Consider the following 15,378-nt stretch of genomic DNA (forward strand, 5'->3'; position numbering starts at 1 on the left):
GTTAGTCGCCGCGCTTGCTGTCGATCCGCTCCAGGCGATTGCCCTCGAAACGCAGGAAGTAGTTCATGCCGTTGCGCGGGCCGTAGTTCCATTCCTCGACCTGCACCTCGTGGGTGAAGCCATAGCGGTCGGTCTGATCCTTGTAACCAATGAAGGCGCGGTTGTTAGGCTCGCCGCATTTGGCCTGTACTTCGGCCGTGGTGTCACCGGTGCTGGCGATTGCTCTGTCGCAGCGCCAGGTCGAGGCATTGGCGGTACCGGCCAGCAGTACCAGCAGGGCGCAGGGGATAAGTGTCTTGATCATGGTCATTGCCGGCGTTTGCGCTCGATGCGCGTCAGCCGATTGCCCTCGAAGGTCAGGATGGTGAACATGCCGTTGCTGGGCTCGTAGGCCCATTCCTCGATATTGGTTTCGCGCCGGTTGTACGGGCCGACCGTGTAGCCGACCGGATCGCGGAATGCCGGCTCGCCGCATTTCTGCATCACCTCGAAGGTGCGATCGCCCAGGTTCACAAGCTTGCTGCCGCAGCGCAGCGTGTCGGCGTGGCTCAGCAGCGGGCTGGCGCACAGCGCCAGTAGCAGACTCAGTCGTTTCATGCGCATCACTCGCTGCCCAGATGAAGGGGGGTGGCCACGCGGCCATCGGGTTCGGCCTGGCCCAGGTTGACGTCGAGCAGGTAGATGCGCTCGTCCGCCAGTTTGTCACGGTCTACCAGGTAATCCTTGATCGCCGCCGCGCGCTGCTGGGCGATCTGGCGCTGCAGGCCGCGACTGTCACTCCAGGATGCCAGAACCGCGGCGTGCAGCTTGGCAGTGCGTTCGTCATCGCTCAGTTTGGCCCAATCGGCCGGTGGCTGCTGCTTGAGGCGTGCGCGGTAGATACCTTCGAGTAAGGGGGCTTTCTCGTCCTCGGGCACCACCAGCTCCTCGGCGCTGCCCGGTACCTGATCGCCACGGCGCTGCATGATGCGGTACAGGTAATCCTGATACTCGCGCTGCAGACGCCGTTCGGCCAGCAGCGGGCCGTCGGCGCTCTGGGCGGCAGCCCCTTCGATTTCCAGGCGCAGGGCCGGGCGTTCCTGCAGGGCCTCAGCCAGGGTGTCCAGCGTCTTTTGCGCCTGCTCGTCGAGCTCGGCGCTGCCCGGGGCGAAGGCCACGGTGCTCAGGTCCATATCGCTGCCGCCCCTGACCAGCCCGCCGATGAACTTGAACGGCGCCTGGGCGGTGCGCAGCACCAGATTGCGCAGGGTCTGCCAGACGATCGGCATGACGCTGAACTGCGGGTCGTTGAGGTTGCCCTGCACCGGCAGCTCCAGGGAGATGCGGCCCTGGGTGTCCTTGAGCAGGGCCACCGCCAGGCGGATCGGCAGGTCGACGGCGTCCGGGCTGTCGACCTTCTCGCCAAGCTGCAGCTGCTCGACCAGCACCTTGTTCTCGGCATTTAGCTTGCCGTCGTTGATGCGGTAGTGCAGGTCCAGGTTCAGGCGGCCCTTGCGGATCCGATAGCCGGCGAACTTGCCGGAGTAGGGCGTCAGGGTGGTCAGCTCGACCTGGCGGAACTGGGTGGCGATATCCAGGCTCTGCAGCGGGTCGAAGGGCGTCAGGCTGCCCTTGATGCTGACTGGCGCATAGCGATCCACCTTGCCGGTGATGTTTACCGGCGCGGCCTTGTTGCCGGTGCTGTCCAGGGTGCCGATGCGGCCATTGAGCTGCTGCACGGCGGTGGCGAAGTTGGGCCGCAAGCTGAAGTCGGCGAAGTTGGCCGAGCCGTCCTTGAGGTTGATCTCGCCGATGCGGATCGCCAGCGGTTTGCTCTCGGATGCCGCAGCGGACGACTTCGCCTGCGAGGCATCGCCGGCCGGCTGCTTGATGATCAGCTCGTTGACGTTGGTGGTCAGGTCTTCGTTGATGATGAAGCGCGCATAAGGCTGCTGCAGGTCGACCCGTTCGATGTCCAGGCGCTCGCCGTGGCGGTAATCGATGCCGCCCAGGTCGAGCTGTTTCCAGCGCAGCAGGTCGCGGTCCTTGATGGTGTCGAGGGTATGCAGCTGGGTCACCTGCGCCTTGCCCTGTACGCGCAGCGCCAGCGGTTCGGTACCGGTGAGGGCGACGTCGAGGTCGCTGCTCAGCAGGCCGCTGCGCAGCTCCAGGTGCACGAAGGGGCTGAGGTAGGCCTGGGCCACGCGCATATCGAGGTTGCGGGTGGCGACCTGCAAAGTCGCGGTAGTCGGGCTGAGCTGTACCTGGCCTTGTGCCTCGAGTTTGCCCTGCTTGCCGACACCGGTATCCACCTTGAGGGTGAAGGGTGAGGTGCCCAGGCTGTCGAAATGCTGCATGTCCAGGTTGAGCGGGCCGAGTTCGACGGCGACTTCCTGATCGGGTACGCGATCCACCAGGTGGGCGTGGTAATCGCGCAGTTGTGCATCCTTGACCTGCACCTGCCAGGGCTTGGCCGGCTGCTTCGCCGGCGCGTCGCTCGCTGCTTTGCCAGGCTTTGCTTGATCGGTGTCGGCCGCCGGCGCCTGCTTAGCGCTCTGGCCGCTGTTGCCGGCAAACAGTTTCTGCCAGTCCAGCTCGCCATCTTTTTCGCGCGTTGCCCAGGCTTCCAGTTTCTGCCCGCGCAGCTTGCCGATCACTACCTGCTGCTTGGCCAGGTCCAGCGCGGCTTCGCTGACTTCCAGGGATTGCAGCTTGATCAGCGGTTTGCCGTCCGGGGTCTCTATGGCGAACGGCGCGGCCTTGATGTGGGTGTTGCTGAGGGTCAGCTCGGTGCCCTTGCTCAGGTCCAGGCGGTAGTCGGTGGCGAGGTTCACCACGCCCTGGTCGAGTACCAGCGGCACGGCGTCACGCACGTAGGGCCAGAACGCCTGCATGGGCTCGTCGGTGATCTTCAGGGTACCGCTGGAGCTGAACGGGCTGAGGCTCAGCTCGCCGCGCCAGTCGATACGCCCGCCCGCCGGGCCGGTGGCCACCAGGGTCATGTCGGCGTTGTCGTCGGGCAGGGTGCTGAGGTTGTGCAGCTCGAGGTTCAGATCGTCGTAATGGATGTCAATCGGCTCCTGCGGGCGCAGGTCCTGAAAGCGCAGATTGCCACCCGCGAGCTCGATACGCTCGATGCGCAGGGGAAATGGCTCGCTTGGCTCGTCGGGCTTGGGCTCGCTGGGCGGCAGCTTGAACAGTTGCGCCAGATTCAGGCGGCCGTCCTTGGCGAAGCGCAGCTCGGTATGCGGCTTGACCAGGGTCACGTCGGCCAGATGCAGGGCGCCGCTCCACAGGCTGTCCAGCTCCAGGTTGACCGCCAGATGTTCGAACGCCACCTGCTCCTTGCCGGGCTCACCCAGGTGCAGGCCCCACAGCTTCAGCTCCAGGGTAAAGGGGTTGAGCTGCAGACGATCCAGCCGCGCCGGCTGGGTGGCGTAATTCGCCAACTGCTGATTGGCGATGCGCAGGGCGACGCCTGGCAGGATCAGGAAGCCGATCAGGCTGTACAGCCCCAGGACAATCAACAGGGCGGTGGCGGCGCGGCGCAATCCTTTGGGCATGGTTTCGCTTCATCTTCCTGGCGGGAGTGCCTTGGATTATGGCATGGGGCCTTGGTTCCGCGGGAGGCGGCTGCCTGTCAGAAATGCAGAACCAGGGTTTTCAGCGGCGGGTTGCCATCCTGCGAGGGGAAGTCCTGCGCCGGCTGCAACTGCTCGTACTCGCGTACCGGGCGACCGAGCTTGGCGGCACAACGCAGCACTTGCTCGCGCCACTCGTCCATGGCGATTTTCGCCAGGTTGTTGCAGCACACCAGGGTGCCGTCTTCGGCGGTGGCGAGAATCGCCGGCTTGAGCAGGCTCTGGTAATCGCGCAGCAGGTCGACGGTGCCAAAGGCGCTTTTGGCCCAGGCCGGCGGGTCGAGAAACACCAGGTCGAACTGGCGCTGATCCAGGCGCGGGTAGCTCGGCAATTTCTGGCCGCGGCGCGCGGCGATGGGTAGGCCGGCCCACTGGCGGATCGCCGGGAAGTAGTCAGACTGCACGAACTGCATGGCCGGCAGATCCGGGTTGAGGGCGCCATTCTCGCGGCCGACCGCCAGGTTGCCTTCGGCGAAGTCGAGGTTCACCACTTCGCTGGCACCGCCTGCGGCGGCATTCAGGCCCACGCCGCAGGTGTAGGCGAACAGATTGAGCACGCTTTTCCCGGCGGCATGGCGCTGCACCCAGCCGCGGGCGTTGCGCAGGTCGAGAAACAGCAGCGGATCCTGTCCGGCATGACGGCCGCGCACCCGGTAGTTCAGGCCCCATTCCCGGCCTACCAAGTCGACCAGGGCATTGTCGTTGGCGCTGTACACCGCATCGCTGCGATCGACGCGCGAGTTGCCCTTGGAGCGGTCGTTGTATACCAGCAACGTCGCGAAACCGAGGGTTTCGTTGACTTGCTCGTGCAGGGCCAGCAGCTCGTCGCGGCTCAGCGTCTGGTGAAAACTCTGCACCATCAGCTGCGGGCCGTAGCGATCGATGGTCAGGCCGCCGGCGCCTTCCTGGCTGCCGTGGAACAGTCGATAGCAATCGGTGCCCTGGGTGTGCAGGTCGGGGAGCAGGTTTTCGCGGGCAGCGAGGGCGGCGGGCAGCGCCTGGTCAAGAGAAGGCACGCGCGGCGTCTCGGAAAAGGGAGGGCCGGCAGTTTAGCAAAAAGCGCCGGCTGCCGGATCACGGCCGATGCCTCAGGTCAGGGTGCCACGCGCCGGGCGGCCCGTTGCGCCGCGCTGTTGACCACCGCCCAGCGCAGCAGCTTGGCGGTGCGTCTGACGCTGGCGCGGATCACCGGGCGGCGCCAGGCGGCCTGGTGTTCGCCGAGCAGCTCGCTGGCCCAGTCCGGCAGCAGGTCGACGCCGGCCTGCATCATCAGGCTGCCAAAGGGTTTGGCCAGAATGTTGGGCACCGGCGCGGCATACAGTAGCCGGACCACTTCGCGGGTGCGCTCATCGCACAGCAGCTGCGGGCGCATGCGCTGCAGATAATCGTCGATGGCCTGGCTGGACTTGGGTACGTTCTGCGCGCCCAGCCGTTCGGCGATCAGCGCCACCTCGCGGTAATAGCGATCCTGCTCGGCGACCGGCAGCTGCGGATCCACATAGCGCAGGTAGCCGGCCAGAAACTGGCTGACTTCGGAAACGTGCACCCAGGTCAGCAGATCGGGGTCGGAGGCGGCATAGGGCCGCCCATCCGGCGCCTGGCCAACCACCTGCAGGTGGATGCGCCGCACCTTGTCGATCAGTTGCTCGGCGTCGTGCCGGCCGCCGTAGGTAGTGCCGGCGACGAACAGGCTGGTGCGGCGCAGCCGACCGATCATGTCCTGGCGGAAGGTGGAGTGGTCCCACACACCGGCCAGGGCCAGCGGGTGGAGCATCTGCAGGAGCAGGGCGGAGATGCCGCCGACCATCATCGAGGTGAAGTCGGCGTGAACCTTCCAGACCATCGATTCGGGGCCGAACAGGCCGGCATCGAAGCGCGGCTGATCGAGGTCGAGCACGCCCAAGGACGCGCCGGTAAGGCTGTGCACCTGTTTTTCGATCTGACGACGTAGGCTTTCCATGCCGCGCAGTTTCAGCGCTTGCCCGGCCCAAGGCAAGAGACCCATGGCCCCTCCGGTGCGGGGCCATGGGTCAGGCGTCAGCTGTTGAGGCGCTGCTCGATCAGGCTGTCGACCACGCTCGGGTCGGCCAGGGTCGAGGTATCACCCAGGCTGTCCAGCTCGTTGCAGGCGATCTTGCGCAGGATGCGGCGCATGATCTTGCCCGAGCGGGTCTTCGGCAGGCCCGGCGCCCACTGGATCAGCTCCGGTTTGGCGAAGCTGCCGATCTCCTTGCCGACCAGGCTTAGCAACTCCTTCTTCAGCTCGTCGCTGGGCTCCACGCCGTTCATGGTGGTGACGAAGGCATAGATGCCCTGGCCCTTGACGTCATGGGGGTAGCCGACGACGGCGGCCTCGGCCACGGCGTCGTGCAGCACCAGGGCGCTTTCCACCTCGGCGGTGCCGATGCGGTGGCCGGAGACGTTGATCACGTCATCGATGCGCCCGGTGATCCACCAGTAGCCATCCTCGTCGCGGCGCGCGCCGTCACCGCTGAAGTAGTAGCCGGGGTAGGCGGTGAAGTAGGTTTCCAGCATGCGCTTATGGTCGCCGTACACGCTGCGGATCTGACTCGGCCAACTGGCCTTGATCGCCAGCACGCCGGCGCCGGGGCCGTCGATTTCCTTGCCCTGCTCATCGAGCAGCACCGGCTGCACGCCAAAGAACGGCCGCGTCGCCGAGCCGGGTTTGAGGTCGGTGGCGCCGGGCAGTGGGGTGATCATGATGGCGCCGGTTTCGGTCTGCCACCAGGTGTCGACGATGGGGCAGCGCTGCTCGCCGACCACCTTGAAGTACCACTCCCAGGCCTCCGGGTTGATCGGCTCGCCGACGCTGCCAAGCAGGCGCAGGCTGCTGCGCGAGGTTTTCTTCACCGGCGCTTCGCCTTCACGCATCAGTGCGCGCAGGGCGGTCGGCGCGGTGTAGAAGATGTTCACCTGGTGCTTGTCGATCACCTGCCAGAAGCGCGAGGTATCCGGGTAGTTGGGCACACCCTCGAAAATCAGGCTGGTAGCGCCGTTGGCCAGCGGGCCGTAGACGATGTAGCTGTGCCCGGTGACCCAGCCGACATCGGCGGTGCACCAGTAGATGTCGCCGTCGTGGTAGTCGAACACGTACTTGTGGGTCATCGCCGCCTGCAGCAGGTAGCCGGCGGTGCTGTGCAGCACGCCCTTGGGTTTGCCGGTCGAGCCCGAGGTGTAGAGGATAAACAGCGGGTCTTCGGCGTCCATCGGCTCGGCAGGGCAGTCGGCGGCCACCTGCTGGATTGCCTCGTGGTACCAGAGGTCGCGCTTCTCGTCCCTGTCCACCGGATTGCCGGTGCGCTTGACCACCAGTACGGTGGAGACCTTGGGGCAGCTTGCCAGGGCCTTGTCGACGTTGCTCTTGAGCGGGACCAGCTTGCCGCCGCGCACCGCTTCATCGGCGGTGATCACCGTGCGGCAGTCGGCATCGAGAATACGGTCGCGCAGGGCATCCGGTGAGAAGCCGCCGAATACCACCGAATGTACGGCGCCGATACGCGTGCAGGCGAGCATGGCGTAGGCGGCCTCGGGAATCATCGGCATGTAGATGCACACCCGGTCGCCTTTCTTCACGCCGCGCGTCTTGAGTACGTTGGCCAGCCGGCAGACCTGCTCGTGCAGCTGCTTGTAGGTGATGCGGGCCGAATCCTTGGGGTCGTCGCCTTCCCAGATCAGCGCGACCTGGTCGCCACGTTTGGCCAGGTGGCGGTCGATGCAGTTATGGCTGATGTTCAACTGGCCGCCGGCGAACCAGCGAATGTCACCCTTGCTCAGGCTGCCGCTCGAGACTTCGTCCCAGGCTTTGAACCAGTCGAGAAAGGCCTTGGCCTGCTCGCCCCAGAAGGTCTGTGGGTCATCGACGGATTGACGGTAGAGACGCTGGTAAGCGGCATCGTCGAGGTGGGCACGCTGGCGTGTTTCGTCGCTGACGGGATGGCGATGGGGTAGAGACATGGCGGGTCACCCTTGTTGTTATATGTCCGCAATAGACATCAAGGTTAGCAGCCAAGTTTTAAAGGGTAGCCAGGGAGTGGTGCAACGTATTGCAGGCGCCCATTGCTGGGCACCCGCAATTAGGATCAACCGCGATGGCGGCCGCGGAAGTAGTTGATCAGCCCCTGGGTGGAGCCGTCTTCGGCAGCGCTCTGCTCGCTGCCGACCATGCGTGAGTAGACGCCCTTGCCCAGTTCCTTGCCGAGCTCCACGCCCCACTGGTCGAAGGCATTGATGCCCCAGATGGCGCTTTGGGCGAACACCTTGTGCTCGTACAGCGCTACCAGGGCGCCCAGGCGGCGCGGGCTGATGCGTTCGAGTACCAGGGTATTGCTCGGCCGGTTGCCGGGGATCACCTTGTGCGGCGCCAGGCGCTGCACGTCGTCCTCGCCCATGCCCTTGGCGCGCAGTTCGGCCTCGGCTTCCTCGCGGGACTTGCCGAGCATCAGTGCCTGGCTCTGTGACAGGCAGTTGGCGTACAGCCACTGATGGTGGTCGGCGACCGGGTTGAAGCTGACCACCGGGACGATGAAGTCGGCCGGGATCAGTCCGGTGCCCTGGTGCAGCAACTGGTGATAGGCGTGCTGGCCGTTGCAGCCCACGCCGCCCCAGATCACCGGGCCGGTGGCGCCGGCCACCGGGCTGCCGTCCTGGCGCACACTCTTGCCGTTGGACTCCATGTCCAGCTGCTGAAGGTGCTTGGTGATGTTGCGCAGGTAGTGGTCGTACGGCAGGATCGCCTGGCTCTGGGCGTCCCAGAAATTGCCGTACCAGATGCCCAGCAGGGCCAGCAGCACCGGCATGTTCTGCTCGAACGGCGCGGTCTTGAAGTGCATGTCCATGCTGTAGGCGCCGGCCAGCAGCTCCTTGAAGTTGGACATGCCGATGGACAGGGCGATCGGCAGGCCGATGGCCGACCACAGCGAATAACGCCCGCCGACCCAGTCCCACATCGGGAAGATGTTTTCCTCGCGGATGCCGAAGCTCACCGCCGCTTCGCGGTTGCTCGACACGGCGATGAAGTGCCGGTACAGCTCGGCTTCCGAACCGCCCTGGGCCAGATACCAGCCACGTGCTGCCTGGGCGTTCTTCAGCGTCTCCAGGGTGCCGAAGGACTTCGACGAGACGATGAACAGGGTGGTTTCCGCCTGCAGTTTGGCCGCCAGTTCGTGGAACTCGCTGCCGTCGATATTGGCCAGGTAGTGGCAGCGCACGCCGCGCTGGGCGAAGGGCAGCAATGCCTCGGAAACCAACTGCGGGCCAAGGAAGGAGCCGCCGATACCGATGTTCACCACATCGGTGATCGGCTTTTCGCTGAAGCCGCGCCACAGGCCGCTGTGGATGCGCCCGACCAGCTCGGTCATCTGCTGCAGCACGCGTTGCACCTGGGGCATCACGTCGACGCCGTCGACCAGTACCTTGTCGCCCAGCGGGCGGCGCAGGGCGGTGTGCAAGGCCGGGCGGCCCTCCGAGGCGTTGAGCTTCTCACCGTCGAACATGGCGCGGATCGATTGTTCCAGGCCGACTTCCCGGGCCAGGGCCATCAGCAGGGAGATGGTCTGGTCACTGGCGAGGTTTTTCGAATAGTCGAGAAACAGCCCGCAACTGCTCAGGGAAAACTGCTCGAAACGCCGTGGGTTGGCGGCGAAGGCATCGCGCATGCTGAAGTGCTGCATGGCCTGGCGGTGCTGTTGCAGCGCCTGCCAGGTGGGGAGGGCGAGAACATCGAGCGGCTGACGGTGATACGCCATGGGGCTTCCTTGTAGGGGCTTCGGGTGGCGGACTGGATAAAGGGTTCGCAGACTAAAAAGCCCGGCTGATCGTCCGGGCTTTTAGTGTACTCGCGGCGCGCGGTTTCAGTACCCCTGATCCAGGGTGAAACTCAGGTTGTCGATCAGCCGGGTGTTCTCCAGATAGGCCGCCACCAGTACCACCAGCTCGCGGTCACCCGTGCCTACCGCGCGCAGGCTCTGCGCTTCCCGCACTTCCAGGTAGTCGGCGCGCAGACCGGCATCGGCGTGCTGGCGCTGCGCCGTTGCGAGCAACTTGGGCAGGTCGCGTTCGCCAGCCTGGATGGCCTGGGCAATCTGCTGCAGCGAGCGGTAGAGCACGCTGGCGGTCTGGCGCTGCGCATCGCTGAGGTAACCGTTGCGCGAGGACAGCGCCAGGCCGCTCTCGGCGCGTACCGTGGGTTCGCCGATGATCTGGATCGGCAGGTTCAGGTCGCGCACCAGGGTGCGAATCACCGCCAGTTGCTGGAAGTCCTTCTGGCCGAACACTGCCAGGTCGGGCTGCACCATGTTGAACAGCTTGGTGACCACGGTGGCCACACCTTCGAAATGCCCTGGGCGGCTGGCCCCGCACAGGCCTTCGGAAACGCCGGGCACGCTGACCCGTGTCTGCTCGCCCATGCCGCCCGGGTACATCTCCTCTACGTCCGGGTGGAACAGCAGATGGCAACCTGCCGCTTCCAGGCGTTGCTGGTCGGCCTGCAGGGTGCGCGGGTACTTGTCGAGATCCTCGGCGGGGCCGAATTGCATGGGGTTGACGAAAATGCTGGCGACCACGAAGTCGGCACATTGCGCAGCCTTTTCCACCAGGGCGGCATGGCCGGCGTGCAGGTTGCCCATGGTCGGCACCAGGCCGATCTGCTTGCCTTCCTTGCGGGCCTGGGCGACGGCGGCGCGCAACTCGCGCACGGTGTTGACGGTGTTCATGCGGAGAATCCGTGCTCGGCGGCGGGGAAGCTGACTGCTTTTACTTCTTTAACATAGGCGGCGAGTGCATCCTGGATGCTCGGCTGACCGCTCATGAAGTTCTTCACGAACTTGGGCACCCGGCCGCTCAGAGACAGGCCGAGCATGTCGTGCAGCACCAGCACCTGGCCGTCTGTCTGCGGGCCGGCGCCGATGCCGATTACCGGCACCTTCACCGTGCGGCTGATTTCCCCAGCCAGGTCGCTGGGCACGCATTCGAGCAGTAGCATGGCGGCGCCGGCCTGCTCCAGGGCGATGGCATCGGCGACCATCTGGCGCGCCTGGTTGTGTTCACGGCCCTGCACCTTGTAACCACCGAGGATATTCACCGCCTGGGGCGTCAGGCCCATGTGCGCGCACACCGGCACGCCGCGTTCGGCCAGCTTGGTGATCGACTCGGCCAGCCAGGCAGCCCCCTCGACCTTGACCATGTGCGCGCCGGCCTGCATCAGCAGGCCGGAATTGTGCAGGGTCTGTTCGAGGGTGGCGTTGGCCATGAACGGCAGGTCGGCGATGATCAGCGCGCCGGCATTGCCGCGCTTGACGCTGGCGGTGTGGTAGAGGGTATCGGCCATGCTCACCGGCAGGGTGCTGTCATGCCCTTGCAGCACCATGCCCAGCGAGTCGCCGATCAGCAGCACTTCGACTCCGGCCTTGCTGCAGGCGTCGGCGAAGGTGGCGTCGTAACAGGTCAGCATGGTGATTTTCTCACCCTTCTGCTTGAGCGCGCGCAGGGTGGTCAGGGTTACATCAGGCATGAAGATATCCTCACTCGGAACCTGTGCGGGCCTGTTGGTGCAGGCTCTCGTAGACCAGGTTCACGTTGGCATCGAAGGGGCAGCAGGGCTGCTTCAATGTGGCCCCGGCAGGGGCAATGGGTGGCTATAGTCCCGATGGCAAGGTCGCAAGTCAATCGAATGTGTTACCGCGCTGTTACGTCGTTACCGCAGGCAGTGTGCCCAGCGTATCAGGGCTGCAGACGCTCCAGGCCGTCGAACGGGCAGGTCGCCAGCAGCTCGCTTAGGTGGCACCCATCGGGCAGTTGCAGGTCGGCGGCAATCTCCGCCAGAGGGTAGAGCACGAAGGCGCGCAGATGCATCTGGTAATGGGGCACGCGCAGGCGCGGTTCATCGATCGGTCGGTCGCCGAACAGCAGGATGTCTAGATCCAGGGTGCGTGGCCCCCAGCGCTCATGGCGTTCACGGCCCTGATCCAGCTCGATGGCTTGCAGCGCATCGAGCAGCTGCAGGGGTTGCAGATCGGTGTCGAGCGCCGCGACGGCGTTGGTGTAACGGGGCTGGCCGGGCAGCAGCGAGTCGCTGGCATAGAAGGAGGACACCGCCGCCAGGCGGCTGCGCGGCAGTTGCTGCAGCGCCGCCAGGGCCTGGCGCAACTGCTCGGCGGGTTCGGCCAGGTTGCTGCCCAGGCCGATATAGGCGCGTTCCATCAGCTATTCGCCGGCGCCGCCGCCCTGGGGCGCGCGCTTGCGCTTGGCACCACCGCTGCGGCGGCGTTTGCGTGGCGCGCTACCGGCCTCGTCCTTGCCGGACAGGTTGCGGATCATCACCCGGCGATCGCTGTCGCTGGCGTCCTGATAGTCGGTCCACCACTCACCCAGGCCGCCGGTTTCCTCACCGGCGCTTTCGCGTAGCAAGAGGAAGTCGTAGCCGGCGCGGAAGCGCGGGTTTTCCAGCAACAGGTCGGCGCGCTTGCCGCTGCGCCGTGGCAGGCGCTCCTGCATGTCCCAGATCTCGCGGATCGGCATGGTGAAACGCTTTGGCACGGCGATGCGCTGGCACTGCTCGGCGATCAGCTCGTGGGCGGCTTCCTGCATGGCTGGAATGGCCGGCATGCCACGCTCCTGCAGACGGATCACCCGCGCCGGCAAGGCCGGCCAGAGCAACGCGGCGAACAGGAAGGCCGGGGTGACCGGCTTGCCCTGATGGATGCGCAGGTCGGTGTTGTCCAGGGCATTGCGGATCAGCGTGTCGGTGTATTCCGGGTTCTGGCGCAGCGCCGCGGCGCTGGCCGGGAACAGCTGGCCGAACAGGCCGTAGTCGACCAGCAGGTCGTAGGTATAGATGGCGTAGCCGCTGAGAAACAGCTTGAGCACTTCATCGAACAGGCGCGCGGCCGGAATACCGCCCAGCAGGTGGGCCAGGTCATGGATGGGGTCGGCGCTGTGCTTCTCGATGTCGAAGTCCAGCTTGGCGGCGAAACGCACGGCGCGCAGCATGCGCACCGGGTCTTCCTGGTAACGCTGGGTCGGGTTGCCGATCAACCGCACCAGGTTGTTGCGGATGTCGTGCATGCCATTGGCATAGTCGAGAATCCGTTCGGAAACCGGATCGTAGTACAGGGCGTTGATGGTGAAGTCGCGGCGCTGGGCGTCGTCTTCCAGGGTGCCGTACACGTTGTCGCGCAGAATGCGCCCGCTTTCGTTGCGCGAGGACTGGTTGCTGTTTTCCTCCTCGTCGCCTTCCGGGTGATTGGCGCGGAAGGTGGCGGTTTCGATGATCTCGCGGCCAAAGTGCACATGCACCAGCTTGAAACGGCGGCCGATCACCCGGGCGTTACGAAACTCGCCCCTGACCTGTTCCGGCGTGGCGCTGGTGGCGACGTCGAAGTCCTTGGGCTCGATACCCAGCAGCAGGTCACGCACGCAGCCGCCAACCAGATAGGCCTCGTAGCCGGCATTTTGCAGACGCTCGACCACGCTGATGGCGTAGCGGCTGATCTGCCCGCGCTGGATCGGGTGCTGGTTGTTGTTCAGCACGTGCGGCGTGCTGTGGGGCTGGTGCGCACGGCGCAGCGGCGAGCGGAAGGAGTTGAACAGCTTTTTCAGCATGGAGGGCACTGTATGACGAATTGAGCGGCCAGAATAATGTAAAGGCGCAGAAATAGCGCGGATTCTAGCATTAGGTGGCTGAGGGCGTAAGCAGGGTGGCGGGGCAGGCCGGGGCGGGAAACGACAAGGGGAGCCGAAGCTCCCCCTAAGTAGTGCGATACGTCGTTCTTGTTATGCAGGCTGTTGTTCTTGTTGGATGCCTGTACCGGATCGGGTCCGGCGTACCTCCCGAGTGGGAGCAAGAGCGAACGGATTATTTTGGATGCTGACGCTACCTCAGGCCCTGGATATCACCCGTTCAGGCGCTGTCCGTCGACATTTATTGTTGTTGTCTGCCTGTGAGCCGAGAGGCGATCCTCTCCAAAATAATCAGTTAGCTGCGTCTTCCGCGATCTTGTTCTTATTGTGCTGAAGCCGTTACGTCTTATTTTTATTATCGTGGGTCATGCTTGTTATTGTTGTTGTGCCAGACATAGAGCACATGCCGTGCCAATTTTTGTTTTTCCTTTAAAAACAGGCGGTTACGGTTTTCGATATTTTTGCGAGCAAAAAAAAGCCGGGATTCCGTTACCGATAACCCCGGCTTTGTTACGTGCTGTCATGATCGGCGGTAACACCCGCCCTAGAGCGCTGCGCGACGTGTCACTCGCTGGCAGCGCTCGACTTGCGACGCGGGATGCCCAGGCGCTGACGGCGCTCCCACAGGCACTTGCGGCTGATGCCCAGCTTGCGGGCCAGTTCGGTCTCGGTCATGTGGTCCTGGTGCTCGAGCACGAAGTGCTGGAAGTAGTCCTCCAGAGACAGGTCCTCGCTGGGGTCCTGGCTGGTCGCATTGACCGCCGCGCTCTGCGTCGCCATGCCCATGAACACGTCTTCGTCGAGATCTTCCAGCTCGATGTCGATGCCCAGCAATTCGGCATTGATGGTGCTGCCATCGCAGAGGATCACCGAGCGCTCGATGGCGTTCTCCAGCTCACGTACGTTGCCCGGCCAGCTGTAGTGGTGGATGGCCTGCTCGGCGTCCGGCCCGAAGTGCAGGTCGTTGCGGCCCATGCGGGCTGACTGCCGAGCCAGGAAGGCGCGGGCGATTTCCAGCACGTCGGCACCGCGCTCGCGTAGCGGTGGCAGCTTCAGGGCGATGACGTGCAGGCGGTAATAAAGGTCTTCACGGAACTGGCCGGTTTTCGACAGGGTTTTCAGGTCGCGGTGGGTCGCCGCGATCAGCCGTACATCGACCTTCTGCGACTGCACCGAGCCGACCCGGCGAATTTCGCCTTCCTGCAGCACGCGCAACAGGCGCGCCTGGGCTTCGAGCGGCAATTCGCCGATCTCGTCAAGAAACAGGGTGCCGCCGTCGGCCGCTTCCACCAGCCCGGCGCGGCTGGCGCTTGCCCCGGTGAAGGCGCCTTTCTCGTGGCCGAACAGCTCGGACTCGATCAGGGTCTCCGGGATCGCTGCGCAGTTCACCGAGATCAGCGGCGCCTTGGCACGCTTGGACAGGTTGTGCAGGGCGCGGGCGACCAGCTCCTTGCCGGTACCGGACTCACCCTGCACCAGCACATTGGAGTCGGTGGGGGCGACTTTGCGGATCTTGCTGTACAGCTCCAGCATGGCCGGGCTGGAGCCGATGATGCCGATCTCGCCACTGGCCGCCTTGTCGCCTTTCTCGGCCGCGCGGGCGGCAGCAGGGGCGCCACCGGCCTGGTTGCGGGCCTCGCGATCACGCAGGATGCGCGCCACGGCCTGCAACATCTCGTCATGGTCGAAGGGTTTGGCGATGTAGTCGACAGCGCCCATCTTCATCGAGTCGACCGCCGAGCGCAGGCTCGCGTAACTGGTCATGATCAGCACCGGGGCGCCCTGGGCCAGCTTGATCAGCTCGGTGCCCGGTGCGCCTGGCAGGCGCAGGTCACTGACCACCAGATCGAAGCCGGGAATGTCGAAGCGCTCCTGGGCTTCCTGTACCGAACCGGCTTCGCTGACCTGGTACTGGTTGCGTTCGAGCAGGCGACGCAAGGCGGAGCGGATGATGGTTTCGTCTTCGACGATCAGGATATGAGGCATTTAAACGAATTCTCTCGACGGTCTCGGAACCTGCTTCCTGGTGCAGCGGCCAAGCTGGGCCGCGCGCATTCCCGGG

The 15,378-nt window shown here is 64.9% G+C and carries 12 protein-coding genes; all 12 read right to left on the reverse strand.

The features are described 5' to 3' along the window. Nucleotide 1 precedes the first annotated feature (1 nt). The 12 genes from BM154_RS08920 to BM154_RS08975 all read right to left on the reverse strand — a co-directional run bounded on the left by BM154_RS08920 (nucleotide 2) and on the right by BM154_RS08975 (nucleotide 15,302). Nucleotides 2-310 carry a DUF2845 domain-containing protein gene (locus BM154_RS08920; RefSeq protein ID WP_083414523.1) on the reverse strand — a complete coding sequence of 103 codons (309 nt, stop codon included), beginning with the start codon at nucleotides 308-310 and terminating at the stop codon, nucleotides 2-4. Beyond that, the gene (locus BM154_RS08925) at nucleotides 307-603 is read right to left on the reverse strand and encodes a DUF2845 domain-containing protein (protein WP_074882519.1); all 297 of its coding nucleotides are present in this window, start codon (nucleotides 601-603) and stop codon (nucleotides 307-309) included. Before BM154_RS08925 ends, BM154_RS08920 begins: the two co-directional genes overlap by 4 nt. After that, nucleotides 603-3,542 carry a DUF748 domain-containing protein gene (locus BM154_RS08930; protein WP_074882520.1) on the reverse strand — a complete coding sequence of 980 codons (2,940 nt, stop codon included), beginning with the start codon at nucleotides 3,540-3,542 and terminating at the stop codon, nucleotides 603-605. The genes BM154_RS08925 and BM154_RS08930 overlap by 1 nt, the downstream gene beginning before the upstream one ends. Nucleotides 3,543-3,619: 77 nt before the next feature. Beyond that, nucleotides 3,620-4,636, reverse strand: coding sequence for a class I SAM-dependent rRNA methyltransferase (locus BM154_RS08935; RefSeq protein ID WP_074882521.1), 1,017 nt, complete (start codon nucleotides 4,634-4,636; stop codon nucleotides 3,620-3,622). 77 nt (nucleotides 4,637-4,713) lie between these two features. Then, nucleotides 4,714-5,580 carry an oxygenase MpaB family protein gene (locus BM154_RS08940; protein ID WP_074885216.1) on the reverse strand — a complete coding sequence of 289 codons (867 nt, stop codon included), beginning with the start codon at nucleotides 5,578-5,580 and terminating at the stop codon, nucleotides 4,714-4,716. 77 nt (nucleotides 5,581-5,657) lie between these two features. Continuing rightward, nucleotides 5,658-7,595, reverse strand: coding sequence for an acetate--CoA ligase (gene acs / locus BM154_RS08945; RefSeq protein ID WP_074882522.1), 1,938 nt, complete (start codon nucleotides 7,593-7,595; stop codon nucleotides 5,658-5,660). 125 nt (nucleotides 7,596-7,720) lie between these two features. After that, nucleotides 7,721-9,385, reverse strand: coding sequence for a glucose-6-phosphate isomerase (gene pgi, locus BM154_RS08950; protein WP_074882523.1), 1,665 nt, complete (start codon nucleotides 9,383-9,385; stop codon nucleotides 7,721-7,723). A 105-nt stretch (nucleotides 9,386-9,490) separates the two neighbouring features. Then, nucleotides 9,491-10,351, reverse strand: a complete 861-nt coding sequence (gene panC, locus BM154_RS08955; protein ID WP_074882524.1) for a pantoate--beta-alanine ligase — start codon at nucleotides 10,349-10,351, stop codon at nucleotides 9,491-9,493. Then, a complete protein-coding gene (panB, locus tag BM154_RS08960; protein WP_074882525.1) occupies nucleotides 10,348-11,148 on the reverse strand; it encodes a 3-methyl-2-oxobutanoate hydroxymethyltransferase in 801 nt (266 codons plus the stop codon). Before panB ends, panC begins: the two co-directional genes overlap by 4 nt. Before the next feature lie 209 nt (nucleotides 11,149-11,357). Continuing rightward, on the reverse strand, nucleotides 11,358-11,837 hold the full coding sequence (gene folK, locus BM154_RS24150; protein ID WP_074882526.1) for a 2-amino-4-hydroxy-6-hydroxymethyldihydropteridine diphosphokinase: 480 nt from the start codon (nucleotides 11,835-11,837) through the stop codon (nucleotides 11,358-11,360). Between the two features lie 3 nt (nucleotides 11,838-11,840). Continuing rightward, nucleotides 11,841-13,238, reverse strand: a complete 1,398-nt coding sequence (locus BM154_RS08970; RefSeq protein ID WP_074882527.1) for a polynucleotide adenylyltransferase PcnB — start codon at nucleotides 13,236-13,238, stop codon at nucleotides 11,841-11,843. Nucleotides 13,239-13,880: 642 nt separating this feature from the next. Then, nucleotides 13,881-15,302 (reverse strand): sigma-54-dependent transcriptional regulator, encoded by a 1,422-nt coding sequence (locus BM154_RS08975; protein ID WP_074882528.1) that lies wholly within the window; start codon nucleotides 15,300-15,302, stop codon nucleotides 13,881-13,883. Nucleotides 15,303-15,378: the final 76 nt, after the last annotated feature.

The sequence above is a fragment of the Phytopseudomonas argentinensis genome (genome assembly GCF_900113905.1).
Lineage (GTDB): Bacteria > Pseudomonadota > Gammaproteobacteria > Pseudomonadales > Pseudomonadaceae > Aquipseudomonas > Aquipseudomonas argentinensis.

What these genes read in the sequence shown, in the direction of transcription:
- BM154_RS08920 (WP_083414523.1), bottom strand. Translation starts at nt 310, where the DNA reads ATGACCATGATCAAGACACTTATCCCCTGCGCCCTGCTGGTACTGCTG.
- BM154_RS08925 (WP_074882519.1), bottom strand. Translation starts at nt 603, where the DNA reads ATGCGCATGAAACGACTGAGTCTGCTACTGGCGCTGTGCGCCAGCCCG.
- BM154_RS08930 (WP_074882520.1), bottom strand. Translation starts at nt 3,542, where the DNA reads ATGCCCAAAGGATTGCGCCGCGCCGCCACCGCCCTGTTGATTGTCCTG.
- BM154_RS08940 (WP_074885216.1), bottom strand. Translation starts at nt 5,580, where the DNA reads ATGGAAAGCCTACGTCGTCAGATCGAAAAACAGGTGCACAGCCTTACC.
- acs (WP_074882522.1), bottom strand. Translation starts at nt 7,595, where the DNA reads ATGTCTCTACCCCATCGCCATCCCGTCAGCGACGAAACACGCCAGCGT.
- pgi (WP_074882523.1), bottom strand. Translation starts at nt 9,385, where the DNA reads ATGGCGTATCACCGTCAGCCGCTCGATGTTCTCGCCCTCCCCACCTGG.
- panC (WP_074882524.1), bottom strand. Translation starts at nt 10,351, where the DNA reads ATGAACACCGTCAACACCGTGCGCGAGTTGCGCGCCGCCGTCGCCCAG.
- panB (WP_074882525.1), bottom strand. Translation starts at nt 11,148, where the DNA reads ATGCCTGATGTAACCCTGACCACCCTGCGCGCGCTCAAGCAGAAGGGT.
- folK (WP_074882526.1), bottom strand. Translation starts at nt 11,837, where the DNA reads ATGGAACGCGCCTATATCGGCCTGGGCAGCAACCTGGCCGAACCCGCC.
- BM154_RS08970 (WP_074882527.1), bottom strand. Translation starts at nt 13,238, where the DNA reads ATGCTGAAAAAGCTGTTCAACTCCTTCCGCTCGCCGCTGCGCCGTGCG.
- BM154_RS08975 (WP_074882528.1), bottom strand. Translation starts at nt 15,302, where the DNA reads ATGCCTCATATCCTGATCGTCGAAGACGAAACCATCATCCGCTCCGCC.